Genomic DNA, 26,687 nt, shown 5'->3' on the forward strand with positions numbered 1-26,687 from the left:
ATGTGTTTTTAGAATGCCGGCATAGCAAGACTTACAAACCCAACATATCCAACGCAGAGAATCACCGCAAATAGCCACCCCATCTTAAACAATGCTTTTACATCGTAACCGCCCGCACTCATGCACATCGGAACTGCGGCCGTTGCGGAAGGAGTCATATAAGCTGTAAGCGAACCTGCGGAGATCAATACAAGACATCCTCTCGGATCAGCGCCAATAGCAGAACAGGTAATCAAAGCAATCGGCGCAAACACGTTCATAACGCTCTGATTCTGCATAAACTGTGTAATCAGGAACGGAACGACAAAAAATACCGCATGCAGTACAATCGTATTGGTTGCATTTCCTACTGCCTGTGAGATGATAGAGCCAATATATTCCGCCGTACCGGTCGCAACCAATGCAGTAGCCATCGTGTTTGCACCGATGAAAAGCATGCAAATATCAACAGGTATCGCTTTAATCGCCTCATTTTTGGTCAGAGTGCCACAAATAATCATCGCCATCACGCCAAAAAATGCAATGTACCATGTAGGCATCCCCATCTGTTTGTTGAATATGAATCACAGGATTACAAGAGTAAAAATACAGACACCTGTTATATCAGCAAAGCTGCCGAGAGGCTTTGAGGCTGTTTTCTTCGCTTCCAATGCGGCAATGGGGGCCACAGGTTTCTCCAGTGTTATCTTGGGAGCGATAAAATACGCCCAAACCAAAACAATAAAAATAAACGGCCATCTTCCCTGAAAAAAATCCAGGGCTGTAAAACCTTGTGTAAAACCATAAGTCTGCATATATCCATCGTATACAGCCGCCTGACTAATGCTTCCGCCCAGAGGAAGGATCGCGCAGCATGCAAGGCAGACTACAAGCAGCGGGAATTGGGCCTTGGAACGGCTTACCCCAAACTCATCACAGACGGAATCCATAATCGGAAATGCGATTGCGTATGCAGCCATCGGGCTGGTGAGCATACTGGTGAGCGCAAGGGCAATTAGTAAAACTCCTAAGTAGGCCAGCTTATAATTACCGCCCGTAATTTTGCGGATTCCTGACGTAAGTTTTGCCGGAAAGGATGTCCGCCCCAGACCAACTGCCAGTATAATCATACAAGCGATGGTGACAGCATTGGCGCTTCCAATCCCCTTTAGGATCGTGTCCGGCTCGGTACAATTTGTCAAAACAAGTAATGCGGCGACAGTGCCTGCGGTGACCCCCAGTGGCAGCTTCGCGATCAGAAAGCTGATCAGCATAGCTATAAACAAAAGAATACAGATTATCATTTGTGTGTTCATTGAATTGACCTCCTGTTATTTAATATAAACTACATTTCCGTTTCTGTCTGTTTATTAATCCACCCTGGTTTCCAGCCAGTTATGGATCAAGCCGGCAATCTCCCTGTTATTTTTCTCCAGCATCATCATATGCCCATTCCCATAGATTCCCTTTTGTTCCAGACGCACAAAGTCGTGGGAAACGCCTGCCTGGGTCAAAAATGCAGAGGTTAAATGATCAAACTGTGCATGGTAGGAGGCTTCCGAAACCAAAAGGAGAATTGGCTTCCCTTTAAAATGAGGCAGTTTATGGATTTCCCTCATAATCCAGCCATCCGACAGCCCTTTTTTCCGGCGCAGGAAGCAATTCCAGCTTGAAATCCTCCGGCTTTTCGATCTCAGGTAAAAAATGCAGCGGTAATTCGGAAATCCCGTAATTTAAAGCGACCGGTTTTGACAGGTTGTTAGAAAATGGCGGACCCGATGGCTCCAGTGCCACAATCCCTTTTACCAGTTCGGGATAACGGTCAAGCGTATTCCACCCAAAAGGTCCTGCCTGGGAATGTGTAAGGAGTATCGCAGAACCCGTAATAGACAGCAATTCCTCCATACACGCCAATACCAGCTCCTGGGATCGCTTATTGTCTGGAAGATATTCTACCTGGCTTCTGGCAAACTGTTCAAAAATCGCCTTTTCATCCTCCTCCCCATATCCAGGCCATTGATCATGTTTCGCTGCCTGAAGCCACGAACCCTGATCTGAGGTAAAACGCTCCCTAAGGTCGTCGAGGTCATGATAAATCAGGGGATTATCCGGGGTGTAATGATAAGCGGAACGCCCTCTGGACGGCTGTTCTGCTAAGTAAACCGTATATCCCTGTTCCACAAAGTAATCTGCCCACCCTTTTCTTCCATCTGGGGTAATGAGCCAATTAATATTGGTCTGCCCTGCCCCATGAAAAAAGATAATCGGATATGGTTGGCGTATTTTTTCGGGAAGATATACCTCCACAAACATCTGACCATCCATATATTGCTTTCCTAATTCGCCTTTTCTTGTCCCGCCCACATAGAAAAAACTTCTTGTGCCAAAAGCTTTCTGGTAAATATAACCAGGCATTTGGCTCGGCTTCATAATTTTCACCATCCTTTCATTTATAATTCTAATTTTATTGTAAGGTTTGACAATGCCATTGTAAAATATTATTATATAATTATAATAATAGGAAAAAGTTATTTCCAGATGGAACGATATCGAAACGATAATAGGAGAAAATCATAATGGCTTTACGGGAATACGAATATTTTCTGGCAATCGCAGAAGAAAATAACATCACAAAAGCTGCACAGAAGCTGCATGTGTCCCAACCGTCTCTCACACAACAGCTAAAACGCACCGAGCATGAGCTGGACTGTAAACTTTTGATCCGAACCAATAACGGCGTCCAGCTGACGGAAGCCGGAGAGACGTACCTGCAGTTATCCAGACAGATACTACAGCTATATGAAAATTTTCAATATGAGATTGGACAGTTAAAAAAGCTGGCATGTGGTAAACTCCGCATAGGCGCCAGCTGGTATCTATCCACCACGTTTGTGTCCCCGTTAGTCAGCGAATATACCCGGCTTTACCCAGGCATTCAGATTGATTGTATCGAGAATCGAACCAGTTTGCTTTTGGAGCAGCTTCACAGCGGACAGATTGATATCGCTTTTGTGTCCCGCTTTCCTCATGAAAACGCCCAAAACCAGAAACGCCTGACTTATGTCCCTTTATATCGGGACAAAATGTGTGTGGTTGCCCACACAGGGTATCAAATGAATAAAACAAAGGATTGCCCCTGGATCGATTTGACAGCTCTGGACGAACAGCCATTTATCATGTTTCGCCCAAATCAGCGAATCCGGCAGATCACGGATCGAATTTTCGCCCAGGCAGGTATCCGCCCCCAGATACGTCTTACCACCTACGGTTTTCCTACAGCGATCGCCCAGGCCGCAGCCGGTATCGGGATAACAATTTTGCCGGAAGGCTATGTAGAAACCGTCAGAGAACAATATGACATTCAGGTATACTCCCTGGCGCCGGAATACTGCGCCTACTGGGATATCGGGGCCTATTATCCCTATTACGATATTATGCCATTTGCGCTGAAAGCTTTTGTGGATAAAATCCAAGGCCATTTTGAGCAGTAGTCCATATGCAAATACCCCCTCCCAATGAAAAGCAAAAAACGGAAACAGCCCCGCGGATATCTCCGCGCAACCGTTCCCGTTTTCATTTCCATTTCTATCACTCGCGCCCCCCGGCCGTCTCCTCCGCGATCATCTCCCGCAGAACCGACACCACCAGCGCGTGGTCCTCATGCTCGGCCAGGCCGGATACCGTCACCGTGCCCACAATTCCGGCGCCCTTCACGCACACCGGAACCGCACCTCCGGCGGCCGCGTATAGCCCGTCCTCCAGGCCGTACCGCGGCCCGATGGAATCCCCCTTCAGCTTCATATACAGGGACATTTCATAGGAGCTCTTGAAAAACTTGTATACCGTATTTTCTTTCCGCCTGATCCACTCGTCGTTGATGGGGGTAGTCCCCGCCATGGCGCAGGCAAAGAGCCGCCTGCGGTTCAGCGTCACGGAAATGGCAACCGCGTACCCCTTCTCCAGGGCGGTCTGCCGAAGGCGTTTTCCCGTCTCCCAGGCCGTCTCTTCGTCAAAGGCGGCGAACACCAGCTCCTCCTGCTCCCGCCTGATTCTCTCTATCTCTTTTTGCAGTTCTTCCATATCACTTGCTGGTCTCCATGGTAACCCCTTTGCCGCACAGGCCCTCGAAGTCCTTCACAAAGGCCTCCACCGCCATGGTTACGGAATCATTTTTGATCAACGCCTCAATGACGTCCGGGGAAATGGTGGCGGCTCCGATGCCGTACTCACACAGCTCCTGCACCTGCTGGGAGTTCTTGAAGCTGGCCGCCAGCACCTGGCAGTTCAGGCCGTTCTTCCTGAAGATGTCGTGAATGTCCTGGGCCGTTTTCACGCCGTCGCCGCCCAGATTGTCGATGCGGTTCACGTAGGGCGCAGCGTAGTCCGCTCCCGCCTTGGCCGCGAGAAACGCCTGCATCCGGGTGTAGATGGCCGTGGCCGTGACCCGGATTCCCTCCCCGTGAAGCATTTTCATGGCTCTCAGGCCCTCTTTGGTGGTGGGCACCTTGACGTAGGTGTTTTTCCCAAGCACCTCCACGATCCGGTGTCCGTCCCGCACCATACCCTCGGCGTCCGGCGCGATCACCTGCACGTGCAACTCCGCATCCGGCCCGATGAATTCCCGGATTTCCGTGAGCACCTCGTAGGGCTGACGGCCGCTTTTAGCCAGGATGGACGGGTTGGTCGTCACCCCGTCCACGGCAAAGGTGTTGTAAATATCCTTGATTTTTGCAATATCCGCGTCATCGATTATAAATTTCATATTCTGTACCTATCCTTCCACAATCACATTTCTGACTCCATTTTCCCGCGCTGTCCGGGCAAATGCTTCCATTTCCTCCGCCGTGTAGCGCCCGGGGTTCTCTTTGAAACAGAACTCCCGGTCCACCAGATGATATTTGGCTTCCGCCAGCGGATTGTAATTGAGCAGCTCCCAGGTGACGTCCGGGTAGATGCCCGACAATAGCCTGGCGATTCCGGCGATATTTTCCTGGTACGCCGTGTATTCGGGGATCAGGGGCGTCCTGATGACGGCCCGGTCCCGCTTTTCGGATGTGAGCAGCAGCTCCAGATTGTCCAGAATCTGCTCATTGGAGGCCCCCACGTACCGTCTGTGGCGTTCCCTGTCGCAAATCTTCACGTCCGCGTAGATCAGATCCAGGTACGGCAGCACCATACGCAGCGCCTCCGAACCGGCGTAAAGGGAGGTCTCCATGGCCGTGTGCACGCCTTCCTCCTGCATCCGCTTCAGTACCGCGGCCGCGAATTCCGGCTGGAGAAGCGGCTCCCCGCCCGATAAGGTGATCCCGCCCCCGTATTTGAAAAATGCCCGGTCCTTCAAGAGCTCCTCCACGGCCTGGCCGACGGTCACCGTCCTGGAATCCCAGGACAGGGCCCCGGCCGGACAGGCGTCCACCAGGGTAGGCCAGTCCTCCTGACGATCCGGGTGAATCCGCACGCCGTCCGCCTCCCAGGTCATTCCGCCCTGCTCTGCCAGGCGGCAGCAGATGCCGCAGCCCATGCATTTGGTCGGAAAATGCAGGGGCCGGGGCTTCACGGAGATTCCCTCCGGGTTGTGGCACCAGACGCAGGACAGGGGGCAGCCCTTCATGAACATGGTGGTTCTGATCCCGCCCCCGTCGTGGGTGGAAAATCGTCTGACATCAAAGATGGTTCCCGTCATTGGCCGGCCTCCCTATCAGATATCCGTATAGCTGGTTCTGGCTATGATTTCCTGCTGCAGCTCATCCGCCAGCTCCGTAAAGTAGGCGGTGTATCCGGCCACGCGGATGGTCAGGCCCCGGTACTGCTCAGGGTTCTCCCTGGCGGCGATCAGGTCCTCCCGGCGCACCACGTTGAACTGAATGTGGGGGATTTCCAGGTCCACGAAGGTTCTGAGAAATGCGGCGAACTTGTCGATTCCCGTCTCCGTCCTGAAAAACTCCGGCAGAAATTTCATGTTCAGAAGACCGCCGTTGCTGGTCAGGTTCCGGTCCAGCCGGGCCACCGAGTTCAGCACGGCCGTGGGGCCGGAAATATCTCTGCCGTACACCGGCGACATCCCGCCGTCGGCTAGCGGCGTCCCGGCCAGTCTCCCGTCCGGCCCGGCTCCCACGTTCTCCCCCATGGGCACATGGGCCGAAACCGTGTACATGCCGGTGTGGTAGCGGCCGCCCCTGTAATTGGTATAATGGGACAGCCTTTCCTTGAAATATTCCGCCCACTTGGCGCCCAGCCGGTCCACCCACTCCACGTCGTTGCCGTATTTGGGCGCTTTGTTGAGCAGGGTGGCGCGCAGGACCTCATCTCCCTCGAAATTGTGCTCCAGGGCCCGCAGCAGCTCCTCCCTGCCAATGCGCTTCTCGTCAAATACCAGCTTTTTTAGGGCCGCCAGGCTGTCCGCCAGGTTCGCCACCTGGATCATCTGGATGCCGGACAGGTTGTACCGGGCTCCGCCCGCGGTCACGTCCATTCCCTTCTCCATACAGTCGTCGATCACCGCGGAGAGGAAGGGCGAGGGAAGAAGCTCCATGTGGGCCTTTTCCACCACCTCGCAGGCTTTCACCATCCGGTCCATGTACTCGTCCAGATACCGCTTCAGCACGGCCTCCAGCTCCTCGTAGGTGTCATAGGTGGTCAGGTCGCCGTAGTCCGGGCCCAGTTTAGCGCCGGTCAGAAGGCATTTCCCGCCGGTGAGGGTCAGCTCCAGGGCCTTGTTCAGATTGAACATGGCGGCGTCGCTCCACCCCAGGTTGTTCCCCTGGGTGGTCAGCTCCACGCAGCCCACCACGGCGTAGTCCCGGGCGTCCTTTTCGTCGATTCCCAGCTCCTCCAGAGCCGGTATCACCGCATTGTCGTTGAAGAACTGGGGCATCCCGCTGCCCTTTGCCACCACCCGGATGGCCGCCTTCAAAAACTCCTCCCCGGTCCCCGGGTGGAGACGGACGGAGAGATTGGGCTGGGGCAGGCCCAGATGCTCCTGGGCTTTCAAAAACAGGAAGGACAGGTCGTTGACAAAATCATTTCCCTTCTCATCCTGGCCGCCGGTGACGATGTTGAAGCCGATGGGAAAACCCGCGAAGAATTTGGCGCTGTTGGCATTTCTCAGGTAGACGATCTGGTTGAATTTCAGCCACAGGCACTCGATGATCTCAAGCGCTTTTTCCTGATCCAGCGTCCCGGCCTCAATATCTCTATTATAATACGGCTCCAGGTAACTGTCCATCCGGCCCGGTGAAAAGGACGAGGCGTTGGACTCCATGTGCAGGATCACGAACAGAAACCAGATGGACTGTACGGCCTCGTGGAAGGTCTCTGCGGGGCGCTTAGACAGGTTCAGGCAGTTTTCCGCCACGGTTCTCATGCTCTCCTGAAGTTTCAGGTCCTGTTCCTGACCGGCCAGCTCCTCCATCAGATCGTGGTAGCGGCCCATGAACGTGGCAGCGCCCTCCATCACCAGCGCCACGCTCCTGTAGAAATCCGCCTCCTGGCCGTCCGCGTTCTCAAGGCGCTCATGGGCCTCCTCCCGCAGCGCCGCCGGGCCCATTTTCAGCCATCGGGCGCAGTCCGGGCAGATGTGGCCCTGGGCGTGGTCCTTCTGGTTGATCTTCACCACTTTGGCGATCTGATCCAGCTCTTCGCCGTAGCGCGCCCGCAGCACGTCCTCCAGGGATTTCCCCTCCCAGTAGGGCTTTATCTCCTCCCGGAAGCAGCGGATATCCTCCTCCCGCACCTGGAATCGGTCCTGGGGGCGGGTGGGGAGCGTTTCAAACTCCCTGTCCACCCAGGAACTTCCGCTCTCGGGAAATACCATCCCGTAGCGGACTCCCGCCGTCCGGTTGCCCACGATCAGCTCCTCCGGCTCCACCCGAATCTCCATCTGCTCCAGCGCGGCTTTCAGCGCCAGCGCCCTCTGGATGATCCTGGGCTTCTCCTCATTGGCCTGGTAGGTCTTTGTGATAATCTTTGCCTGTTCAATGGACGCGTACCGCGGTTCGGACAGCATCCGCTCCTTCAGCCGCCCGATCCGGGCGGTCATCTTTAATTCCTCCACCGGCGCACACCTCCCGCGGTCAAGCATTCTGATTCTTCTCGTTCAACAGTTTTTCAATCTTTCCGATAATGGCGTCCGCCTTCTTGATAGCGTCCCCGATCCACACTCTCACGATAGGAATATCCTTAAAGCGGTCCTCGCCCAGAATCGACATATCCTTTGTCAGGATAATGGCTTCGGCCGCGGCCACGTCCTCGGCCGTAATCTCATTTTCCACTCCGATGGAGCCCTGAGTCTCCACCTTCATCTGGATTCCGCGCTTCTCGGCCGCCTTCTGCAGTGCCTCGGCCGCCATATAGGTATGGGCAACGCCCGATGGACAGGATGTAATTGCCAGTAATTTCATAATCTATGTTCTCCTTTCATTCTACTCAAAGCTGATATCGATATCGTCCCCGGAATCTTCCACCGTCTTTTCAGCAGCCGGTTTTTTCACCAGGTTCACCAGGATCGCCGTCACCGCGGCTCCCACCAGCACGGAGATGATCCAGCCGATCCGGTTGCTGATGGCCGGAAGTACGATGAATCCGCCCCACGCAACGGTACAGGTGGTGTTGAGGGTAAAAGCCAGGGCGCTGCCCACGGCGTCGCCGATCATCAGACAGGGGATAACGCGCAGTGGGTCGTTGGCCGCAAAGGGGATGGCACCCTCCGTGATTCCCACGCAGCCCATGGCCAGCGCGGCCTTTCCGGCTTCCTTCTCCTCAGAGGTGTACTTCTTGGGTGCTAAAAATGTAGCCAGCGCCATGCCCAGCGGAGGGATACAGACGGCGGCTGCGGAGGGTCCTGCGTAGGTGTAGATTCCCGCGCTGACCGTTCCAACACAGAATGCATAAGAAACCTTGTTTACCGGGCCGCCCATGTCGAAGGCCGTCATCAGGCCGCAGATCACGCCCAGAAGAATCTTGTTGCCCTGGGACATTCCGGTCAGCCATGCGGTCAGCGCTTCCATCAGGCCCGCGATGGGGGCTCCGATTACCCAGTACATGATGCCGGCGGATACCGTCACGCCCACAACCGGGATAATGATAATGGACTTCAGCGAACTAAGCGATTTCGGCAGTTTGATTTTCTTCAGATAGAAGCATGTCACACCGGCGATAAAGCCTCCTGCGATGCCGCCCAAAAATCCAGCTCCGATGCTGTTGGCGATGAAACCAGCGGCCATGCCGGGGGCCAGACCGGGACGGTCGGCGATGGAAAATGCGATAAATCCGGCCAAAATCGGTACCATGAAGCCCATGGCGGCGGCGCCCAGCGCCCACAGGTCAGCCGCGAATCCGGTATCGGGAACCGCGCCCTCCCCGTTGATGATGACCGCAGCGGCAAACAGCACGCCGCCTGCAACCACGAAGGGGATCATGTGCGACACGCCCTTCATCAAATGTTTCCTTGCATCCTTTAAAATCCCTAATAAATCATTCATATTCCCTAAACCCTCCTAATTATTTTTCATCTATTGTAATGATACAGGCTACTGAACCCCGATCTGGTCCCCGATCAATGCCAGAATCTCCTCCGCGCTGGCTGCGGCCGCGATCTCATCCCTGAACTCGTCGTAGATCAGCTTCCGCGAAAGGGCCGCCAAAATCTGAAGGTGAAGGTCTCCCGCCCCCGTGCAGGGCACAGCCAGCTGGAAAATCATGGTGACGTCGTCCTCGTCGTCCCAGTGGATCGCCTTTTTCAGGCGGGCGAAGGCCACGCTGGCCGTCTTCACCGCGTCCGTCTTGGCATGGGGTGTGGCCACGGAGAATCCCACTCCCGTGGCGTAAGTTTCCTCCCGTTTGAAAACCTCCGCGATGTACTCGTCCTTGTCGTTCAGCCTTCCGGCCTTGTCAAGCTTCTCCGCCAGCAGGCGGATGACGTCCTCCTTGGACTCTGCCTCCACATCCAGGCAGATCAAATCTGTTGTAATGACCTGTTCCATATAAATCTCCCCTCTTTGAAATTGTTTTTAAATTAAACGCAGTGCTCCGATATCACCCGGATCAGTTCCCCCGGGCTTGTCACGCCCCGCAAAAGCTCCACAATCTTCACTTCGCAGGTCAGGTGATAAAAGCCGTTGAAAAATGCCCTGGTACTCTCGATATCTTTAAAGTTCAGCGCCAGCATGAAGATCAGACTGACCGGCTCCCCCGCCCAGTCCATACTCTCCTCCAGGCGCACCACGCTGACCGCAGGCCGGTTGACGTACCCGGACACGCCGTGGGGAATCGCCACGCCAAATCCCAGAGCCGTGCTCCCCCGGCTCTCTCTGGCCATGACGTCCTCCAGAAACTGTTCCGTCACATACCCTTTCCGCTCCAGCCCCTCCGCCATGAAGCGCAGCACCTGATCCTTGTCTCTCCCCTGGTAATCCAGAACGATCAGGTCCTCGTCCAGGAGACCGGCCAGGCCGTTCCTGCAGCTCTCGGCCTTGGTGTACACCTCGGCGCAGGCCCGGTTTAAAAGCTTTAAATCCCGCTCTCCCAGCACCGGCGAGATAAGCACCGACGGGCATGAGGTCTGAATCCCGCTCACCGTGGTGATCACCAGCTGGGGGCGCAGCCTTGCGGCCTCCCTGACCTGCTCCGAGCCGAAGATTCCCAGAATCATCAGCTGGGGCAGCCGGTCTCCCAGCTTCCTTGCCAGAATCTGGGAGGTTCCCACGCCTCCGTTGCAGATCACCACGGCGCTGATCTTTTTCTCCGACCGGACAATGGCGCCTCCGATCAGGAGGGAAAGGTAGGACACCTCGTTTTCCGAGAGCTCCTCGCCCGTCACCTTAGGGTAGATCACGCTGCCCGCCGCAAAGCAGGCCGAGAATACCGCGGGGTAGGTCTTTTTCACATCCTCCAAAAACGGATTCTCCAGCTCGATGCCGTACCGGCACCGCAGCGCGGCGGACCGGTGATACCAGTTTAAGGTCTGCCGCAACAGCGTGTCGCCCGCGAAGTCCAGGCCGATAACGCCGGAGACGTAGCGGATCAGGTCGTCGGTCAGGAGTTCGGCCTCGGTTTTCGCGGGCTTGCCGGCGATTCCGGCTCCCCCGGACCCGGCGGCGTTTTCCCCTGCCCTGGCTTTGTCTCCCCAGACCTCCGGCGGCTCCCCCGCCCCGGTCTCCACCTGTCCCTGATACTCCATGCAGTCTAAAAGCAGCTGCACGTAAGCCCGCTCCTCCTTCGGCAGCTCCAGTGCCTTTGCCAGAAATGCGGCCTGCTTCGCGGCTCCCTCGCAGATTTCCCGCTCGCCGGCCCTGAAGTCCTTCTGGATCACATGGCCGTTCTTTGCCCTGAGGCAGGTGACGATCAGATATTCCGTCAGCGCTTCCAGGGCCCTGTCAGACAGCTTTCTCCCCCAGCTGTCCTCCATTTTCCGAATCAGCTCCACGCAGGTCTTCACACGGCAGCCGCGGTAGCAGGTCTCCAGTCTGACCAGGGTCTCTGTCTTCATCCGGCAGTCCCCGGTATCCCGTTCCGTCTGCTTCCCAGCCCCTTTTTCATCCGGGCCGGCCATGCGGTTGACCCTGACCATGGCCCGTCTGAGCTTGGGCTCCGGTCCCCGGACATAGATACCGGCTCCCGTCTTCTTCACCACCTCCAGACCCATCCGGTTCAGCTGCTCCTCCGCCCGCTTTAAATCCTGGGAGACCGTGTTCTTCGACACCTTTAAGTCCTCTGCGAAGAGCGCCGTGGTGTAGCTGTTCCAGTTGTTTAGGAGAACCCGCACCATATAGCGGACCCGGGAATCCGAGGAATCCGCCCGGCCGATCTGTCCCGAGAGAAGCCTCGTAAGCTCCTCCTCCCTTCCGGGACAGCTGACTGAGATTCCCACGCCGGTCTTGTTGCTCACGCGGATGTTCTCTTCCCGGCAGAAGTCGTAGACCTCTTTCAAATATGTATTGACACTGCGCTCCGAAATCCCCAGCGCACCGGCGATTTTCCCGGCCGTCATGGTTCTGTTTCCATGCCGGATCAATAATAACAGTATCCTTGCAGCCTTTTCCGACAGCATATGATCCCCCACCGTTCTGTCAGCCAATGCCTCCGAACTTCTCGATCAGCGCCTGTTCCATCACCTCGTAGTCCGGCCGGATTCCCAGATACAGCTCATCCTGGGCAATGGCCTGAAGTATCAGCATTTTCGTTCCCCTTACCACCCGGCAGCCGGCCTTTAAAGCCTCCGCCGCAAAGGTGGTGTGTATGGGGTTGAACACCACGTCCAGCACCACGATTCCCGGCGGAAATTCCTCCGCCCTCAACAGCGTCTCGCTGGACTGATTCCCCACCGGCGTGGCGTTGATCAGCACATCCCACCCGGCATTTTTGTCAAACGCCTCAGGCAGGCCGCCGAACTGCGCGCCCATCTCCCGGCACAAAGCCTCAGCCTGCTCGGGAATCACATTGTACACGGTCACCCTGGCCCCTTCCTTTAAGAGTCCGTAGAGAATGGCCCTTCCCACTCCCCCGGAGCCAAACAGCGCCACCTTCTTGTCCCGCAGCTCCGTCTCCTCCAGAAGCCCGTCGATGGCCCCACGGTAGTCCGTGTTGTACCCGGTCAGCTTTCCCTGGTCGTTGACAATGGTGTTCACCGCCCCTATGGCGGCCGCCGTCTCGTCAATCTCGTCCAGATACTCCATGACCTCCGTCTTGTAAGGCATTGTGACGCCCATTCCGCGGATTCCCAGATTTCTCATGGCCTCCACCGCTTCCTTTGCCCCTGTGGGCTCAAAGGATACATAGACTGCCTCGAGCCCCGCCTTCTGGTAGGCTCTGTTGTGCATCACAACGCCCAGTCCCCCGATCTTCCCCGCGATGGAACCGCAGAGTATGGGTCTTGATCCCGGCATATCTTTCCCTCCTTATTCCAGCAATACGCCCGCTTTTCGGGCCTTCTCCCCGATCTCCCGATCCGGTTCCCGGTCCAGAATCACCGCTTCAAACTGGGTCAGCCTGGCAAATTCAAAATTGCCGTCCTTGTGAAACTTCTCCTGCTCCGCCACCAGAAACGCCCTTCTGCACGACCGGATCGCGGCGCTCTTCACGCTGCCGTCCTCCAGATCGTAGGTGAACGCCCCGCCGGTATCCATATCCATGCCGACGGTCCCGAAGAAGCCCTTGTCAAAGCGGAAGCTTTCAATGAACCGGATCGCGCCCGAGCCCCAGAAACCGTCGCCGGTTCTGTTGAGCTCCCCGCCGGTGCAAAACAGCTGGATTCCGCCCGATGCGGCCAGCGGAATCAAGTCCACCATATTGGTCACCACCTTGACCTCCAGACTGTTTCGCACAATCTCCTTCATCAGCTCCAGGTTGGAGGTGGAAATATCCAGATAGATCGTATCCCCTCTGGACAGATGGGCGAACGCCTTTTTGGCGATCATCTGCTTCCCCTCAATATCCTCCGACTTCCGGTCGCTGACATGAAATTTATGCGGATTGCTGCGAAGCTCCATGGCCCCGCCGTAGGTTCTCTTCAAAAATCCCTGATTCTCCAGAAACGCCAGGTCCTTGCGGATACAGTCTTCCGTCACGGCGAACCGCTCGCTCAAGTCCTTCACCAGCACCGTTCCATCCTGGTGCAGCACCTGAAGAATCACGTCCCTACGCTCCTGTGCAAACATCCTCTCACCTCCTGTTGTCAATCCTGTTCTGTAACTTTACTTTACTATTATTATTTATCATTGTCAATCGTTTAGAATTGTTTTCACTTGTTTGTTATCCTTCTTTTTCGGTATGATACTGCAAAAGGGGAACCCTGATTTCAGGATTCCCCGCATTCGTCTCACGATCTCAATTTGTTTACATCAATCACTTTCATCCCGTTGCGCGCAGCGTCTATCACGCCGGGCAGCTCCCGGGCCAAATCTGCTTCCCCGGACGCCATCACCGCCAGCTGGAGCAAAACCGCCAGGTTGGTACCAGTGGCTGCGGTAACACGTTCATTTTCAAACGCGATTTTCACGGATATCTTAAATGGTGTTCCACCCTCCACATCCGTCAACAGCAGAATGGATGGACAGTTCTGCATACGCCCGATCTCGCTCAGAACCGCCTCCTCCAGCGCCTCCTCCGACATCCCCACGGGGTATTCCACCCCGGCAAAATTCTCAGGAATCCCGGCCAGCATGTTTAAAGGGCTGAACATCCCCTCGGCATACCTTCCGTGCCCGATCAGAATCACTCCCGTTCCTGCGCTCAATGTCCTTCCCCCTTCTCCCTCGCCGCCTTCGCCGCCAGGATTTCCGACAGAAACAGCTGGGCGCGGTCCTTATCGATGGGATTTCTCATATTTCCGTTCTTGATCCAGGTAGCCACGCTGACTCCGTCGTAATAGGTCATCAGCTCCCGGATATTCTCCCCCGTGGCCCCGCCGCCCAAAAATACCGGCACGCCGGGAAGCAGCGCCTTGATCTCCTTGACGTATTGCAGGCTTTCCGCCGTATTGCTCCCACTGACAAATACTCCATCCGCAAAAGCGCCCCGCACCACATCCACCGCTGCCTGAGCCTTGGGCTTAGGCGCAAGATAGGTGCTGTTGACCTCCTGAACGTCAGCAAATACGGGAATCCCGCTTCCCAGGCGTTTTCTCATGTTGCAGATCGCCTCGCACTGTCCGAACATGAATCCGGTGTTGCCCACGCTCACACCCGTATACAGATGTTCCACCCGCACGAAGTCCGCCTCCACCGCCTCGGCCACCGCAAGCGATGCCAGCCCGTCCCAGTTCACAAGCACGCCCAGCACCAGCTCCGGGAAATGTCTTCTCAGCTCCACCCCCAGCCGCGTCATAAACGCAATGGTCTCCGGCCTCGCGGTCTGTCCAATCGGGCCGTCATGCATATTCTGAAGGATGAATCCGTCAAACCCCATATCTGCAATCATCTGCGCCTCGGCCAGCACCGTCTCCAGAATCTGGTTCAGCGTTTTACCGCCTCCCAGGTAGCTGCCCGGCATCGCGTCCGGTTGGATCATCACCAGGGACAGCGGATATTCTTTTCTCACCTTCGACTCCTCCCCTCATTGACTCTTCTGTCATACGCCGCAGCCGTATGGAACATGGCTGTGGCCGGTATGATACCTTCTTCCGTCACAAAGGCAGTGACCAGCTTGGGCCCAACAGCCACCAGCTCAATGGAGTGAAAGTCAACCGCCTCCCTCAAATCCTGTTCCCATCCAGCCCCCAGCCGGCCGGCCAGGTCGGCGGAAATCACCTGTTTTAAAGTTCCTGCTGCGGCGCGCATGTCCACCTTCAGCAGCGGCGTCAGCACATAGTACGGCACATGGTAAAGCCCGCACACCTCCGCCAGGAGATCCGACCCGGCTGTATTAAACGCCGTCCCGTCCGGGTAGAACGTCTCCGCGCCGATAAATACCCCGTCCACATCCCGCAGTACCGTCAGCATGGCCGCATCGGCTATGAAGCGTACCTTGTGGCCGGCCCGCACAAAGGGGCCCACGAAGGGGCGTCCTCCGTCGATCACCCGGCTCTCAGGCACATACACGGTCACCGGCTGCTCCAGCGCGCAGAGGCATTTTTCCACCGTGCTGGAATAGTCGAACACCATCAACGTCTTCATGTGCCGGTTTTCCACCAGCCGGGTGAAATATTCCACGATTTTCCCCGTGGCTTTGGCGGAATCCGCAAAAAACGCCTCCACGGAGTCCCGGATCAGCTGCGCGCTCTCCGGCCCCGGTTCACAATCTGCGAAACCGCCCGTCATCAAATTCACGGCACTGATAATGGCATAGCTGGATTTGCCGCGCGTCTCCTTAAAATACTCCCCCAGGGCGGTACACCTGGAAATCATCTCCCCGGAAGGAATATCCAATCCGGCGATGGCCAGCATCATATTTCCGATCATTCGGATATGCGTCCCGGCTCCCAATACCCTGCCCTGGATAATGTCGTCAAACTGCCTGGCCGCTTCTTTGGGAAGCAGTTCTCTGATTTTTTCTGCTGCCTGCACCTTTACACCATCCTGTCCTGTAAATTTAGTAGCTTCTTCGCGTTTTGACAGAACATTTTCTCCCGCTCTTCTTCACTGAAATGGAGCAGGTCAAATGTATCCACGGACCATCTTGTCGCCTGTGTGGGGTAATTGGAACCAAACAAAAATTTCTCCATAGGCAGCTGCCTGAACGCCTCGTGCAGCACCTGCATCTCCGTCTGCTCAGACGTCTCGAACAGCAGGTTGTCATAACTGCCCACAAACGGAATACTGCCATAGCCAAAATCAATGCCGCCGATGTGGAGCACCACAAAGGTCACATCAGGATGGCGCTTTATGTATTTCTCCCACTGCTGAGGCATGGTTCTGGGCCCCCACCCTGCAAACAGCTTCACAACCAGACCGTATTTTGCCGCGATATCGAAAATCGGGTCCAGATGATACTCATATTTTTCGGGCAGGAAGCCATGCTCCCAGGAATTGAACTCCAAGGCCCGTATTTCAGGCATCTGCGCCACCCGCTCCGCTTCCTCCACACAGTCGTCCTCTTTGGGATTTATGACCGCGCAGCCCAGCAGCCGGTTCGGATACTGCCTGACGAAGCCTGCGATGGCATCATTTTGATCCTTTATGCATTTCCCTTCAAGTGTGGAAATCATCCAAAGATCGATGGAATTCTCATCCATATCCTTCAGAATCCCTTCTATATCATATACTTTTGTAATGGGATCGCGTTCCACATGGGCGTGAAAATCAATGATCATGTTATTCCCCTCCTTATCAGGCCAGAATCCCCGCGTAAACGCACACAATCCCAAGCACCATAGTGCCGACCATCAGAAGAATGGGGGATACCTTCTTCTTCATCAGCAGATAATACATGAGCAGCGTGTACAGCAGCGGGATCACATTGGGCATAATGCCGTCCAATGTCTCCTGCAGGCCGATGGTCGCCTCCTGGGACTCATAGATAATGGGCGTACTGCAGTAAACTAGCGATGAGATGAATCCGCCGCAGACGATGAACGCCGCGATGGCCGCGTACTGGGTCAGCTTGTCCAGCATACCGCCCTCCTGCATGCCCGCCACCAGCTTCAGACCGCCGTGATATCCCTGGAAAATGCCGAAGTAGCGCATCACCATCACGGTTGCAAACATTACCAGCAGAAATATGGCCGGTCCCGCAATGCTGGTATATCCGCTCGCCACCACCATCGAACAGGCGATGCCAGCCATAATCGGGCGCAGGGTGCCGTGCAGAAGGGAATCCCCGATTCCGGCCAGCGGCCCCATGAGCGCCACTTTGACCGCATTGATGGACTCAGGATCAATATCCTTCTCCAGCGCCAGCCGTTCCTCCATAGCGGCTGAAACACCCACGCAGAAGGCCGCCACCCTTCCCTCAGTCAGGAACAGCTGCGTATGGCGCGTATACGCCTCCGCCTTATCTTCCTTATTATCATAAACCTTCTCCACCACCGGAATCATGGACTGGCAGTAGCCGGGTGCTTCCTGTTTGGTCACGCTGCAGCCGCTTTCAATAGCCAGAGAATACCACAAGGTCTTCCACAGGTCCTTTTTTGTCAAACGTTTCTCTTCCATATGTTTCATTCTCCTTTCCCCGCCTAAACCGCTTTCTCCTTATCCCCATAGTATTTCAGCGCCACACAGACAGCCGCCACAACGGCCACACCAATCATATTCACTCCCAGGTAGGAAGCGAAGAAAAATCCAACCAGGAAATAGGGCCAGGATTGTTTACTTTTGATCGTGCTCAACAGCAGGGCCACGCCCACTGCGCCGATCAGTCCTCCGCCTGCCGCGATTCCCGCGATCATCTTCTCAGGAATAAAGTCGATCAGGTTCTGTACATAATCCGCTCCAAAATAGACCGCGATAAAGGTGGGCAGGCCGAACAGCACATACTCCACAAAGCTGGGAATAATGGTCGTCCATAAGATAATTCCCCGGGTGTCGCCCCTTGCAGCCGCGCTCTCCACTTTCCTCTGGGTCACCTCATAGATGGTGGTATTTCTGGTCTGGCGGAAAATCTGTCCGATGACAGCCACAGGCAGCGCTGTGGCAATCCCCAGCTGGGTGCTGCCTGCCAGACATGCAAACGCGGTGGCAATGGCAGAGCTTAAAACCTCGTCCGGCGGAATCGCCACGCCCACGAATACTACCGCAAGAAACATCAGTTCAACCGCCACGCCTACTTCCAGGCCGATGGAGACATTCCCCATCACCAGCCCCACTAACGGACCGATACAGATCGGCCGGTATATGAACGAATGCAGAAACGCCTTATCCAAAAACCCCAGCCAAGCAATCAACGAAACCAACAATGCCTGTACAAATAAACTCATACCTTCTCCTTTCTAAACGCCTAACCCGCCTAAATACTTCTTAACCATCTCCACCCCGTCATGTGAACGCTCGGTTGGTATCGCCCGGACATCCAGCGCCACCCCTCTGGCGGCCAGTGCCTGAAGCGCCTGAGCATCCTGCTCTTCAAGGTAGATATAGTCCATCATTTTCTTCCTGCCTGTGACCGACTTGGAATTACTGATATTTCCCACGTTAATCTTCCCAATCTCAAATCCCATGTCAAAAAATGCATTGGCCTCCGCGGGATTGCGCATCAGCAGCAGTACATTTTCTTTCGTAGTGTCCTCCCGGAGCCGTTTGAGTCCGTCCGCCTTGGTGAGTATCTCCAGCTTCACACCGCTGGGCACCGCCAGTTTCAACAGCATCTGCTGCATGGCGTCCCCCGCGGCCTTGTCGTCTACCACCAGTATCCGTTTTGCCTCCGCATAATCAATCCATCTTGTCACAATCTGTCCATGGATCAGACGGTCATCGATCCGCATCACCGTAACCTGCATACTCCCCCCTCCTTACCTGCTATACGGACCAGAGATATTCCGCATTCCTGTAGTAAACATCCTCCAGCTCCTGGTCGTTAAATCCCAGATCCATCAGCTTCTCAATCTCCACATTGGTGGGTTTATATGGCCAGTCGGTGCCGAATACAATCCGCTTTGATCCCAGCTCCGCAGCAGCCTTCTTCAGGTTCTCATACTGCATCTGGCAGGATGTCTCTACCCAGATATTCGGAACCTCCCTCACCGCCTCAATGGTGCTGTAGCCAAACTCCCGGCAGCCCATGTGGGTAAACAGAACCCTAAGCTTAGGATGGGCTTTGGCGTAATCAATCCATGGAAACGGCGTGCACAGCGGCGATGTCCCCACATGCACCTGGATATGAACGCCATACCGCTCAATGGCGGTCAGAACTCCATCGATCTGACGGCAGTTGTCACTGTAGTAACCATGCTTCCATGGATGGAATTTCACCCCGTTCATCCGGTAATCGCCCAGACAACGGTCGATCTCGTCATAGACGTCCGGCGCTTTGGGATTGATAAACGCATATCCCATTACAAAATCCGGGAATTCCATCATGGCGCTGTGTACCAGGTCGTTCTGTTCCCTGGTGCACGTCCCCGACAGACTGCTGATCCCCACCTTGGAGATGCCGAATTCCTGCAGCTCCCTCACCAACAGTCCTGCGCTGTTCTCCTCGCCTGAGCTTGTCTTGCCCAGGTGAGAGTGTACATCATACATTTTCATTCGCAGCCACACCTACCCTTTCTTCTTTCGTTCCATGTGAATACAATACTTCTGCTGATCGGGCTTATCATAGTTCCTGGAGAATTCCACGGGCGTCCCGTCATCCAGGTAAGAGATGCGCTCGCGGTACAGCAGCGCTTTTGATTCCTTCATAAACAGCTCCGTGCGGACCTGGCTGGAAGGCTCCTTCACCTCAATGGTCTCGTCCGCATATCCAAGCTCCACACCATGCTTTTCATAGAATTCGTACAGAGATGTGTTGGCGTCGAAATCCTCCGGCAGAATATGGAAACCAAACCTGAGGCTGATAAATGTCTCGTGCAGCGCCATAATCCGGCCGTCCATCAACCGGATTCTCTTTAAATAGCCAATCTGTTCTCCCGGCCTGACCTCGAGCATCTCACTGATCTTCCCGTCTGCCTCTATCTCCCCGCAGTCCAGAATGATCGAGCTGGGCGTCTTTCCCTTCATTCTGACCTCCTCCGAAAAGCTGCTGAACGAGAAATACTCCTTGTTCTTCTTCTGGGCCAGCACATAAGTGCCCACCCCCTTTTTCTTCTTCACGTACCCGTACTTCTCCAGGTCCGATATAGCCCTCCTCACGGTGATTCTGCTGATCCCATACTGGCTTTGAAGCTCCGCCTCTGAGGGCATGATAGATCCCGCCGGATAATCACCGTCCTGGATTTTCTTCTCCAGAATCAGATACAGTTGATGATGAATAGGGATATCGGAATCCTTGTCAATCTCACTGTACATTCTATTCCCTCCTCGCCCTGGTTCTGCCTGTTATAATAAGTATACTATCATGTTATCATATGTCTGTCAACAATTTTGTGCATTTCGTTTAATATTTCCTTTAAATATTGTATTTTCAATACTTAATAACCATTTTTTATATTGATCTCACTTCTGCGCGGATACAATCGCCCCTTCCTGTTATAATATGTTGTTTAGTAGATCAAGCAATATCGTCTGGCTGCAAAAGCAAACAGGAACCGGACGCCCAGTGATGGGCTGTCCGACTCCTGTTTGAGGCAGATATTCTTTTGTGATTGTTTTTAATGATCAGTTTCCCAGAACAAACCTCTTCTCCTCATCCTGCACGATCTCCCCGGTCTTCTTTCCGTACTTCAATCCCTTCTCAGCGGCAGCTACAAGCGCAGGACTGCTACGAGCATAGCCCATGATTCGGATTGCGTTTTTCACAAGACTCTCCTTATCCTGAGCCCCCTTTTCCTTCAGCGCGATACAGACAGCATTTTTCAGTTCCTGCTGGCAGATTTCGTCCGCTGATCGCTTATCACCGGAACTCGTTTCCGTTCTGCAAATTCTGTATTGATCCGGGTCCTGTTCCCTGCGCCAGTAGAATTTACATCCGGCCTGCTTATTCATCCGCGCTGAAACCTTCTTTAACGCCTTGTCGGTCGCTTCCAATGTCTGCGGGCTTGATCTTGCAATGTGAAATGCCCGCAGCGTTTTCTTCACCAGCCGGTCATATATGATCGGAGCCTCAGCATCGATAATCCGCTGCATGCGATCCACAATCAGCGCCAGATTTTCCTTTTTAATGTAATCAGCAGTGGACAAATCCGTCACTTCAATATCCGCAGATCTATATTCTGCCACACGGTAATCCAATTCCTCAGGCTCAATCTGTGTAATGGCTCCCGTTGTTTCGCTCTTACCCGAAGCCACTTTCATATCTTCTACGGCAGGAACTGGATTCTGGGCCACAAAATGCCCCCTGGTAACAGGTTCCGATTTCTGCTCCGAAATCACCTCTTCTGCCGTTTCTCCCTCAGAGCCTTCTTCCTGGTCAGTCTTCACTTGCGGCTTTACTTCCTCTGCGGCGGCGTTGCAGACCGTTTCCTTCGGTGCTTCTGCCTCCTCCGCCAAATCACTATCCTGCTGCTGATAAGCCCGGCGTGCCGCTTCCTTCTTTTCACTAAGGAGCTGCATCAACTTCATAAGCTCTTTATCCCGGTTGTCCCACCAATCCATGGTCCAGATTCGGTGCAGTTCCCATCCCAATCCATTCAGCACACTGATCTGGGCCACTTCCCGATCCTTGGTATTCGTGGATTGCCGGTAGGATTCTCCGTCCAGCATGATTCCCAGCAGATATGCTTCTGGATTGTATGGATTGATTACAGCGATATCCACCTTGAACTTCGAATGGCCCACTGCCCGTTGATACTCATATCCGCCATCCGCAATCGCCCGGCAGATATGTTCCATAATCCCCTGTTCCTTCTGCACTCTGGTTTCTATATATTCCCCCTGCAATCTGCCCTTCTGGGCAAATTCCAGGAAATCCCTGAGCGCTTCGACACCCTTGGACTTTGTCCGTTTGAGATTGATCATATCGGAAGTCATCGTCGTAAATACCACCATCTCGGATCGCGCGCGTGACACTGCTACATTCAGCCGCTTCCATCCACCCGCTTTATTCAGCGGGCCGAAATTCATGGACAGCTTGCCTTCTGCATCCGGACCGAAGGCAATGGAGAACAGGATGACATCCCGCTCGTCCCCCTGGACATTTTCCAGGTTCTTGACAAACAACGGCTCCTCCCCTGCATTGGCCCACTGGTCAAATGCAGCGTCCTTCTGGTATTCCACCTGCAGCAGGTCCTCGATCAAGGTCTGCTGACTGATATTGAACGTAACCACCCCGACGGTCTGATCCTTTCGCATAAGGTCTTCATATCGTTTGCGGATCTCCTCAACAATCGCATTTGCTTCTCCTTCATTTACACGGCCTTTCCCGCGGTCAAAGAATCCTTCTGTTTTAACCAGGCTCACGCGTCTCTCCCTGTCGTTTACCGACGGAAACGTAAACATCGAATTCTCATAGAATTCCTGATTGCTGAAGGCGATCAGACTCTCATGGCGGCTGCGGTAATGCCAGTGCAGATATGCGGACGGCATCCCCAGTGCCAGACAGTCATCCAGAATACTGTCCAAATCCTCAATGTCCAGGTTATCCTCGTCCACTGTATTCCCTGCAAAGAAGCTGGTCGGCGGCATCTGGTTCGGATCGCCTACAATGACGGCATTTTTTCCTCTGGCCAACACGCCCACCGCCTTGCAGGTCGGAAGCTGCGAAGCCTCATCGAAAATGACGATGTCAAACAGATCGTTCTCCGCCTTCAGGTACTGAGCCGCTGAAATCGGGCTCATCAGCATGCAGGGGCAGAGTCTTGTCAGAATCTGCGGAATCTGCTCAAACAGGGCCCTGATGGACAGCCCTCTGCCGTTGCTGCTAATTGCTCGTCTCAATATGTTCAATTCCTTGCTGATTTCCACACTGTCGTAAGAAGTGGGCAGCTGATGAGTCAGCTTATAGAACATCTCATCTTTTGTCAGATCCATAAATTCCTGATCCAGCTTTTTAAACTGTGCGATTTTTTCATTGAATCCGATTCCGGTGAATCCATTCAGTACCGGTTCATGTTCAATCACCGACAAAATAATTGTCCTGTAAACCGAGCGCAGATATACGATCATAACCTCGTCGTGGGGCAGACCGGCCTCATACGCATCACAGATCGGACCCAGCCCCTTTTGCCTGCACTCCACGGCAAATTGCCGATATATAATCCAATCCTTGATAGAAGAAGCGTGTTCGAGAATGCATGCACACAGTCTCAACCTGCTCTCCAGAAAATTCTCATCAGCATAATCAAACGACAGATCCAAAAGTTCCGTTGCCCTGGCCTCGGTCTGCTGCACGGTATCCAGATCCGCGGTCAGTGATTTCGCCATCTGAATGCAGGACTTTAGGTTTCCCTCGGCTTCCAGCTTCCGTATCTGATCCGAGAATTGAGACAAAATCTGCCGTTGCCTCTTGACTTCGTTTTTATAAGCCTGCAATGCTTCTGCCGTAAAATGAGCATCTAAAACCTGCTTCCAGTCATATGACAGTTCCGCCTCAGCCTCCGCCATTTCCCGTGATTCCTGCTGATAAAAGATAATATCTGCCAGATAAACCGGAATCCGCTCCGTCTCTACCTCAAACGCCGCAAATGCCTGCAGCTCTGCTGTCAGAGCAGCCAGTGCCTTCCCTTTGCCAAAGAATTTCTTGTTCGCTTGGTCATATTTTTCCCGATAGAAATTCATATCCATGCGGAGGAAATTTTCGTTCCATTTTGAGAGGACAGCCGCCTGCTTCAAAGAAAAGGCCTGTTTCTTTTTCAGAAATGCCTCCGGCGCCGCAAATTCCCGGTCCGCGTTGTCTGTCTGGCGCAAAAATGCCGGTATCTCTTCCGCCGCAATTACGCTGTCCGCATAATGACAGATGGTTCGATACTGGTCCTCGCTAACAGGAGCCTGAAGCTCCATCATCGTCACAAAGCCCGTCACATCTGCCTGAAATTTCGTCAACGCATCCGTATATGCGCGGATAATCGATTCCAGATCGAATTTCAGGCGCTGGCTGTACTCTGTCTTGTGAACGGCCATCAGCGGATGATTATGCGGATGGCCAATTCCCTTTCCCGCCGCAACCAGGCGTTCCAGGCTGTAAGCCTGATGGTCCAGATCACTTTCAGTAAGGGCTCCGGCATAAGCGTGGTCAAAATGAACGCTTTTATTCAGCTCAGGAATCATTTCATAGATATCCATCAGCTGACGAAGGCTCTTTCCAAATGGCCGCTTTACGTGCAGAGCTCTCGCATATCCGTCCAGCTCCCCACGCATCTTACGAATATCCTGAATCTTTTTATCGTAGTCTGTCTTCATTCCCTGAAGGCCGATCTCAAGTCCACGCCTCAGTTGATCCAGCACCGCCTTCTTCGTCGCTTTATTGGAATGCAGCTCCAGGCAAAAATCCTGAATCCCCAGGGCAGTCAGTCTCTTCTGAACCACTTCCAGAGCCGCCATCTTCTCCGCCACAAAAAGCACAGTCTTCCCCTTCGTGAGGGCGTTGGCCACCATTGCCGTGATGGTCTGTGATTTTCCGGTTCCGGGTGGCCCATGAAGAACAAAGCTGACGTCTGCCGCCGCCATATTAATGGCACGGAGCTGGGACGAATCTACGGTAACCGGCAAATAAGTCTCGTCCGTGTCCACACTTTCCGGGATCGCACAATCCCAGTCCACCGCCCCCGCCATCAGACTGTGTACAATTTTATTGTTTTCAAGAAATGAGCTGTTGCTGTGAATATCATTCCACATGACAAACTGTAAGAAAGAGAAATTCCCGATGAACCCGGCTTCTACCACATCCCACATCGGCAGATTCATCACGGCATGGCGGATAATTGCAAATACCTTAGGCATATCCAGCCCATGCATATCCACAGGCGGTGGATTCAGCCCATATATCTCAGTATCAAACTTCTGTTTCAGAAATTCCAAAAGCGTAATATTGATCTGCGCATCCTCATCCCGCATGCGCATCGCATATCCTTTGCTGGCGGATTTTCGGACAATATCAATTGGAACCAGCACAATCGGAGCATATCTGGCAGTCGTACTGTTTTTAGTTTCAAACCACCGCAGTAACCCCAGCGCCAGATATAAGGTACTTGCGCCGTTCTCTTCCATGGATGTTTTGGCAGAACGATACATTTTAGTCAGACAGCTGTTCAGCTCCTTCTCCATATAGAGGGAATGCAGCCTCTTGTGCTTACTTTCCAAGGCGATAAAATCCGCAAACGGACCCAGATCGCCCAGCGCCTCAACCGGAACGCCGCCATCCCCGGCAATTGCCATTTCCGCCGGCCGCGGCATAACCTGAAACTCTTCGCCGTCAGACAGCGCATCTTCAAGAATACTCACATCAGAAGACAACAGCGGGACCACCGCCTTCGTCATCCGCATATTGATCAGCATATTTCGCAGACTCAAATCCAGCAGCTTGCGTTCCCACTGCGTCAGTTTTGTGACCGGTTCCTTCCTTACCGCATCCGAAATGTCAAATATTTCAACTGTATTTCTGGAAGCCTCTGTAACGTCCGTTTCATTTCTGTCCTCATGCTGTATTTCAAATCCTTCAGCCGTCTTTACACGAACCGGCAGCGGACGGATTCCCATGCTTCTGGCACGTTTTACGTCAATCACGAAAGCAAAACGGCCATAGTCCGAGACGTTATGTTCTGCCAGAGCCACCGCTTCATCAAAGCTAGTGCTTTTTCCGGCACACATGGCGGTGCACTCCACCACAACCATCTCATGGATGCCCCTTGACATACGCTTTTCCAGCTGAGAAGGATCATCCATAATCATGTCCGAAAAAGATCCATCGATCAGCCAGACGCCGGCGAAGATATGCCCCTTCATCATGACCATGATGGGGTTCAGCCCCATTGCCTCCAGGCATGCCACATACAACAGCGTCATATCCAAACAGGTTCCCAAATGCTGATCCAAAACGGCGTCCGCCAAACGGACTCTCTGGCCGAACGTCTCAAAGCTGGACGGCGGCTCTGCATATGTAATATTTTTCTGTTGAATCGCCGCATAAGCAGAAGCAGCCATACTTTTAACCCGGTTCGGATCTTCAAACTGATACCCCGCCAGGGACGGATCTCCTGTCCATTTCTCCAGATATCCGGCCGCAAGCTGAATCATACCGGTCACCACAGGATGATTCGGCATAGCAAATGCGGCCAACAGCTCCGGCGTGTACTGCAGGCCCGGCCACTGATCAAATGCCAGCGCCGTCACATTTGTTGTCTCCGAGACCAACAGATGATCCCCGGAATATATACCTACCTTCAGCCGGAAGGAACTGCGTTCCGTAAGGGCGGCCAGATACTCTGCATTGACCGGCACATTCAAATTCTTAAAGTGAAGTTCCTCACCGGCCTTTATCTTCTCAATCCCCAGCTTGAACTCCTCCGTAAGCTCATTACTGGAACTGATCCGAATCAACAAATGGTCCAGATCGGTCTCAGATACATTCTTTAGACATATATCCCTGACAATATGCGCGCCATTATGGATGTTCGCATAGGTAAGCATATCATCAACACTGCAGGTCAGCTGCAGACCACTTTCCGCGGTGTTCACAACAGCCGTATTCTCTTCCTCTGCCGGAACCGTCTCTGTCTTCTCACTCCATTCCATCTTTGAACCCCCGATTTT

Annotated in this window: 25 protein-coding genes; 1 reads left to right on the forward strand and 24 read right to left on the reverse strand. The window is 53.9% G+C overall.

Annotated features, from left to right (window positions below; genetic code table 11):
• Positions 1 to 8 precede the first annotated feature (8 nt).
• The 4 genes from ACK2JC_RS03410 to ACK2JC_RS03425 are packed head-to-tail and all read right to left on the reverse strand — an operon-like array spanning position 9 to position 2,409.
• Positions 9 to 560 carry an SLC13 family permease gene (locus tag ACK2JC_RS03410; protein ID WP_368271064.1) on the reverse strand — a complete coding sequence of 184 codons (552 nt, stop codon included), beginning with the start codon at positions 558 to 560 and terminating at the stop codon, positions 9 to 11.
• A 3-nt stretch (positions 561 to 563) separates the two neighbouring features.
• Entirely contained in the window at positions 564 to 1,295 is a 732-nt protein-coding gene (locus ACK2JC_RS03415; RefSeq protein ID WP_320937026.1) for an SLC13 family permease, read from the reverse strand.
• 54 nt (positions 1,296 to 1,349) lie between these two features.
• A complete protein-coding gene (locus tag ACK2JC_RS03420) occupies positions 1,350 to 1,598 on the reverse strand; it encodes a hypothetical protein (protein WP_320937025.1) in 249 nt (82 codons plus the stop codon).
• Entirely contained in the window at positions 1,582 to 2,409 is an 828-nt protein-coding gene (locus tag ACK2JC_RS03425; protein WP_320937024.1) for a hypothetical protein, read from the reverse strand. The genes ACK2JC_RS03420 and ACK2JC_RS03425 overlap by 17 nt, the downstream gene beginning before the upstream one ends.
• Positions 2,410 to 2,555: 146 nt before the next feature.
• On the opposite strand from ACK2JC_RS03425, the gene ACK2JC_RS03430 reads away from it, so the two are divergent.
• A complete protein-coding gene (locus tag ACK2JC_RS03430; protein ID WP_368271059.1) occupies positions 2,556 to 3,470 on the forward strand; it encodes a LysR substrate-binding domain-containing protein in 915 nt (304 codons plus the stop codon).
• A 97-nt stretch (positions 3,471 to 3,567) separates the two neighbouring features.
• Here ACK2JC_RS03430 and ACK2JC_RS03435 read toward each other — a convergent pair whose 3' ends face one another.
• From ACK2JC_RS03435 to ACK2JC_RS03530, 20 genes are all read right to left on the reverse strand, one after another.
• Positions 3,568 to 4,059, reverse strand: a complete 492-nt coding sequence (locus ACK2JC_RS03435; RefSeq protein WP_118756805.1) for a heme-degrading domain-containing protein — start codon at positions 4,057 to 4,059, stop codon at positions 3,568 to 3,570.
• A 1-nt stretch (position 4,060) separates the two neighbouring features.
• The gene (locus tag ACK2JC_RS03440) at positions 4,061 to 4,741 is read right to left on the reverse strand and encodes a fructose-6-phosphate aldolase (protein ID WP_118756804.1); all 681 of its coding nucleotides are present in this window, start codon (positions 4,739 to 4,741) and stop codon (positions 4,061 to 4,063) included.
• Positions 4,742 to 4,750: 9 nt separating this feature from the next.
• Complete coding sequence (locus ACK2JC_RS03445; protein WP_320937022.1) at positions 4,751 to 5,662, reverse strand: glycyl-radical enzyme activating protein; 912 nt, start codon at positions 5,660 to 5,662, stop codon at positions 4,751 to 4,753.
• Positions 5,663 to 5,677: 15 nt separating this feature from the next.
• A complete protein-coding gene (locus tag ACK2JC_RS03450) occupies positions 5,678 to 8,017 on the reverse strand; it encodes a glycyl radical protein (protein ID WP_411338509.1) in 2,340 nt (779 codons plus the stop codon).
• A gap of 34 nt (positions 8,018 to 8,051) precedes the next feature.
• Complete coding sequence (locus ACK2JC_RS03455; protein WP_092368476.1) at positions 8,052 to 8,378, reverse strand: PTS fructose-like transporter subunit IIB; 327 nt, start codon at positions 8,376 to 8,378, stop codon at positions 8,052 to 8,054.
• A 21-nt stretch (positions 8,379 to 8,399) separates the two neighbouring features.
• The gene (locus tag ACK2JC_RS03460) at positions 8,400 to 9,458 is read right to left on the reverse strand and encodes a PTS fructose transporter subunit EIIC (RefSeq protein WP_118756801.1); all 1,059 of its coding nucleotides are present in this window, start codon (positions 9,456 to 9,458) and stop codon (positions 8,400 to 8,402) included.
• Positions 9,459 to 9,506: 48 nt separating this feature from the next.
• A complete protein-coding gene (locus ACK2JC_RS03465) occupies positions 9,507 to 9,959 on the reverse strand; it encodes a fructose PTS transporter subunit IIA (RefSeq protein ID WP_320937020.1) in 453 nt (150 codons plus the stop codon).
• 32 nt (positions 9,960 to 9,991) lie between these two features.
• A complete protein-coding gene (locus tag ACK2JC_RS03470; RefSeq protein WP_320937019.1) occupies positions 9,992 to 12,052 on the reverse strand; it encodes a BglG family transcription antiterminator in 2,061 nt (686 codons plus the stop codon).
• Positions 12,045 to 12,860, reverse strand: a complete 816-nt coding sequence (locus tag ACK2JC_RS03475; RefSeq protein WP_276853203.1) for a shikimate dehydrogenase family protein — start codon at positions 12,858 to 12,860, stop codon at positions 12,045 to 12,047. Before ACK2JC_RS03475 ends, ACK2JC_RS03470 begins: the two co-directional genes overlap by 8 nt.
• Positions 12,861 to 12,872: 12 nt before the next feature.
• Positions 12,873 to 13,631, reverse strand: a complete 759-nt coding sequence (locus tag ACK2JC_RS03480) for a DeoR/GlpR family DNA-binding transcription regulator (protein WP_227169872.1) — start codon at positions 13,629 to 13,631, stop codon at positions 12,873 to 12,875.
• Between the two features lie 161 nt (positions 13,632 to 13,792).
• The gene (locus ACK2JC_RS03485) at positions 13,793 to 14,209 is read right to left on the reverse strand and encodes a hypothetical protein (RefSeq protein ID WP_320937018.1); all 417 of its coding nucleotides are present in this window, start codon (positions 14,207 to 14,209) and stop codon (positions 13,793 to 13,795) included.
• Positions 14,206 to 15,012 carry a BtpA/SgcQ family protein gene (locus ACK2JC_RS03490; protein ID WP_320937017.1) on the reverse strand — a complete coding sequence of 269 codons (807 nt, stop codon included), beginning with the start codon at positions 15,010 to 15,012 and terminating at the stop codon, positions 14,206 to 14,208. Before ACK2JC_RS03490 ends, ACK2JC_RS03485 begins: the two co-directional genes overlap by 4 nt.
• Complete coding sequence (locus tag ACK2JC_RS03495; RefSeq protein WP_320937016.1) at positions 15,009 to 15,977, reverse strand: initiation factor 2; 969 nt, start codon at positions 15,975 to 15,977, stop codon at positions 15,009 to 15,011. Before ACK2JC_RS03495 ends, ACK2JC_RS03490 begins: the two co-directional genes overlap by 4 nt.
• Before the next feature lie 2 nt (positions 15,978 to 15,979).
• A complete protein-coding gene (locus ACK2JC_RS03500; protein WP_411338453.1) occupies positions 15,980 to 16,723 on the reverse strand; it encodes an amidohydrolase family protein in 744 nt (247 codons plus the stop codon).
• Positions 16,724 to 16,739: 16 nt separating this feature from the next.
• On the reverse strand, positions 16,740 to 17,561 hold the full coding sequence (locus ACK2JC_RS03505) for a PTS system mannose/fructose/sorbose family transporter subunit IID (protein WP_320937014.1): 822 nt from the start codon (positions 17,559 to 17,561) through the stop codon (positions 16,740 to 16,742).
• A gap of 23 nt (positions 17,562 to 17,584) precedes the next feature.
• Entirely contained in the window at positions 17,585 to 18,325 is a 741-nt protein-coding gene (locus ACK2JC_RS03510) for a PTS sugar transporter subunit IIC (protein ID WP_320937013.1), read from the reverse strand.
• Positions 18,326 to 18,337: 12 nt separating this feature from the next.
• A complete protein-coding gene (locus ACK2JC_RS03515) occupies positions 18,338 to 18,844 on the reverse strand; it encodes a PTS sugar transporter subunit IIB (protein ID WP_320937012.1) in 507 nt (168 codons plus the stop codon).
• Between the two features lie 19 nt (positions 18,845 to 18,863).
• On the reverse strand, positions 18,864 to 19,592 hold the full coding sequence (locus ACK2JC_RS03520) for an amidohydrolase family protein (protein ID WP_320937011.1): 729 nt from the start codon (positions 19,590 to 19,592) through the stop codon (positions 18,864 to 18,866).
• A gap of 12 nt (positions 19,593 to 19,604) precedes the next feature.
• Positions 19,605 to 20,351, reverse strand: a complete 747-nt coding sequence (locus tag ACK2JC_RS03525) for a GntR family transcriptional regulator (protein ID WP_320937010.1) — start codon at positions 20,349 to 20,351, stop codon at positions 19,605 to 19,607.
• A gap of 309 nt (positions 20,352 to 20,660) precedes the next feature.
• Positions 20,661 to 26,669 carry a DUF4011 domain-containing protein gene (locus ACK2JC_RS03530; protein ID WP_320937009.1) on the reverse strand — a complete coding sequence of 2,003 codons (6,009 nt, stop codon included), beginning with the start codon at positions 26,667 to 26,669 and terminating at the stop codon, positions 20,661 to 20,663.
• Positions 26,670 to 26,687: the final 18 nt, after the last annotated feature.

The sequence above is a fragment of the Enterocloster lavalensis genome (genome assembly GCF_046603895.1).
GTDB lineage: Bacteria > Bacillota > Clostridia > Lachnospirales > Lachnospiraceae > Enterocloster > Enterocloster lavalensis.

Excerpts from the sequence above, each read along its gene's own strand:
- ACK2JC_RS03415 (WP_320937026.1), bottom strand. The coding sequence starts at position 1,295 with ATGAACACACAAATGATAATCTGTATTCTTTTGTTTATAGCTATGCTG.
- ACK2JC_RS03420 (WP_320937025.1), bottom strand. The coding sequence starts at position 1,598 with ATGAGGGAAATCCATAAACTGCCTCATTTTAAAGGGAAGCCAATTCTC.
- ACK2JC_RS03425 (WP_320937024.1), bottom strand. The coding sequence starts at position 2,409 with ATGAAGCCGAGCCAAATGCCTGGTTATATTTACCAGAAAGCTTTTGGC.
- ACK2JC_RS03430 (WP_368271059.1), top strand. The coding sequence starts at position 2,556 with ATGGCTTTACGGGAATACGAATATTTTCTGGCAATCGCAGAAGAAAAT.
- ACK2JC_RS03435 (WP_118756805.1), bottom strand. The coding sequence starts at position 4,059 with ATGGAAGAACTGCAAAAAGAGATAGAGAGAATCAGGCGGGAGCAGGAG.
- ACK2JC_RS03440 (WP_118756804.1), bottom strand. The coding sequence starts at position 4,741 with ATGAAATTTATAATCGATGACGCGGATATTGCAAAAATCAAGGATATT.
- ACK2JC_RS03445 (WP_320937022.1), bottom strand. The coding sequence starts at position 5,662 with ATGACGGGAACCATCTTTGATGTCAGACGATTTTCCACCCACGACGGG.
- ACK2JC_RS03450 (WP_411338509.1), bottom strand. The coding sequence starts at position 8,017 with ATGACCGCCCGGATCGGGCGGCTGAAGGAGCGGATGCTGTCCGAACCG.
- ACK2JC_RS03455 (WP_092368476.1), bottom strand. The coding sequence starts at position 8,378 with ATGAAATTACTGGCAATTACATCCTGTCCATCGGGCGTTGCCCATACC.
- ACK2JC_RS03460 (WP_118756801.1), bottom strand. The coding sequence starts at position 9,458 with ATGAATGATTTATTAGGGATTTTAAAGGATGCAAGGAAACATTTGATG.
- ACK2JC_RS03465 (WP_320937020.1), bottom strand. The coding sequence starts at position 9,959 with ATGGAACAGGTCATTACAACAGATTTGATCTGCCTGGATGTGGAGGCA.
- ACK2JC_RS03475 (WP_276853203.1), bottom strand. The coding sequence starts at position 12,860 with ATGCCGGGATCAAGACCCATACTCTGCGGTTCCATCGCGGGGAAGATC.
- ACK2JC_RS03480 (WP_227169872.1), bottom strand. The coding sequence starts at position 13,631 with ATGTTTGCACAGGAGCGTAGGGACGTGATTCTTCAGGTGCTGCACCAG.
- ACK2JC_RS03500 (WP_411338453.1), bottom strand. The coding sequence starts at position 16,723 with ATGATCATTGATTTTCACGCCCATGTGGAACGCGATCCCATTACAAAA.
- ACK2JC_RS03505 (WP_320937014.1), bottom strand. The coding sequence starts at position 17,561 with ATGGAAGAGAAACGTTTGACAAAAAAGGACCTGTGGAAGACCTTGTGG.
- ACK2JC_RS03510 (WP_320937013.1), bottom strand. The coding sequence starts at position 18,325 with ATGAGTTTATTTGTACAGGCATTGTTGGTTTCGTTGATTGCTTGGCTG.
- ACK2JC_RS03515 (WP_320937012.1), bottom strand. The coding sequence starts at position 18,844 with ATGCAGGTTACGGTGATGCGGATCGATGACCGTCTGATCCATGGACAG.
- ACK2JC_RS03520 (WP_320937011.1), bottom strand. The coding sequence starts at position 19,592 with ATGAAAATGTATGATGTACACTCTCACCTGGGCAAGACAAGCTCAGGC.
- ACK2JC_RS03525 (WP_320937010.1), bottom strand. The coding sequence starts at position 20,351 with ATGTACAGTGAGATTGACAAGGATTCCGATATCCCTATTCATCATCAA.
- ACK2JC_RS03530 (WP_320937009.1), bottom strand. The coding sequence starts at position 26,669 with ATGGAATGGAGTGAGAAGACAGAGACGGTTCCGGCAGAGGAAGAGAAT.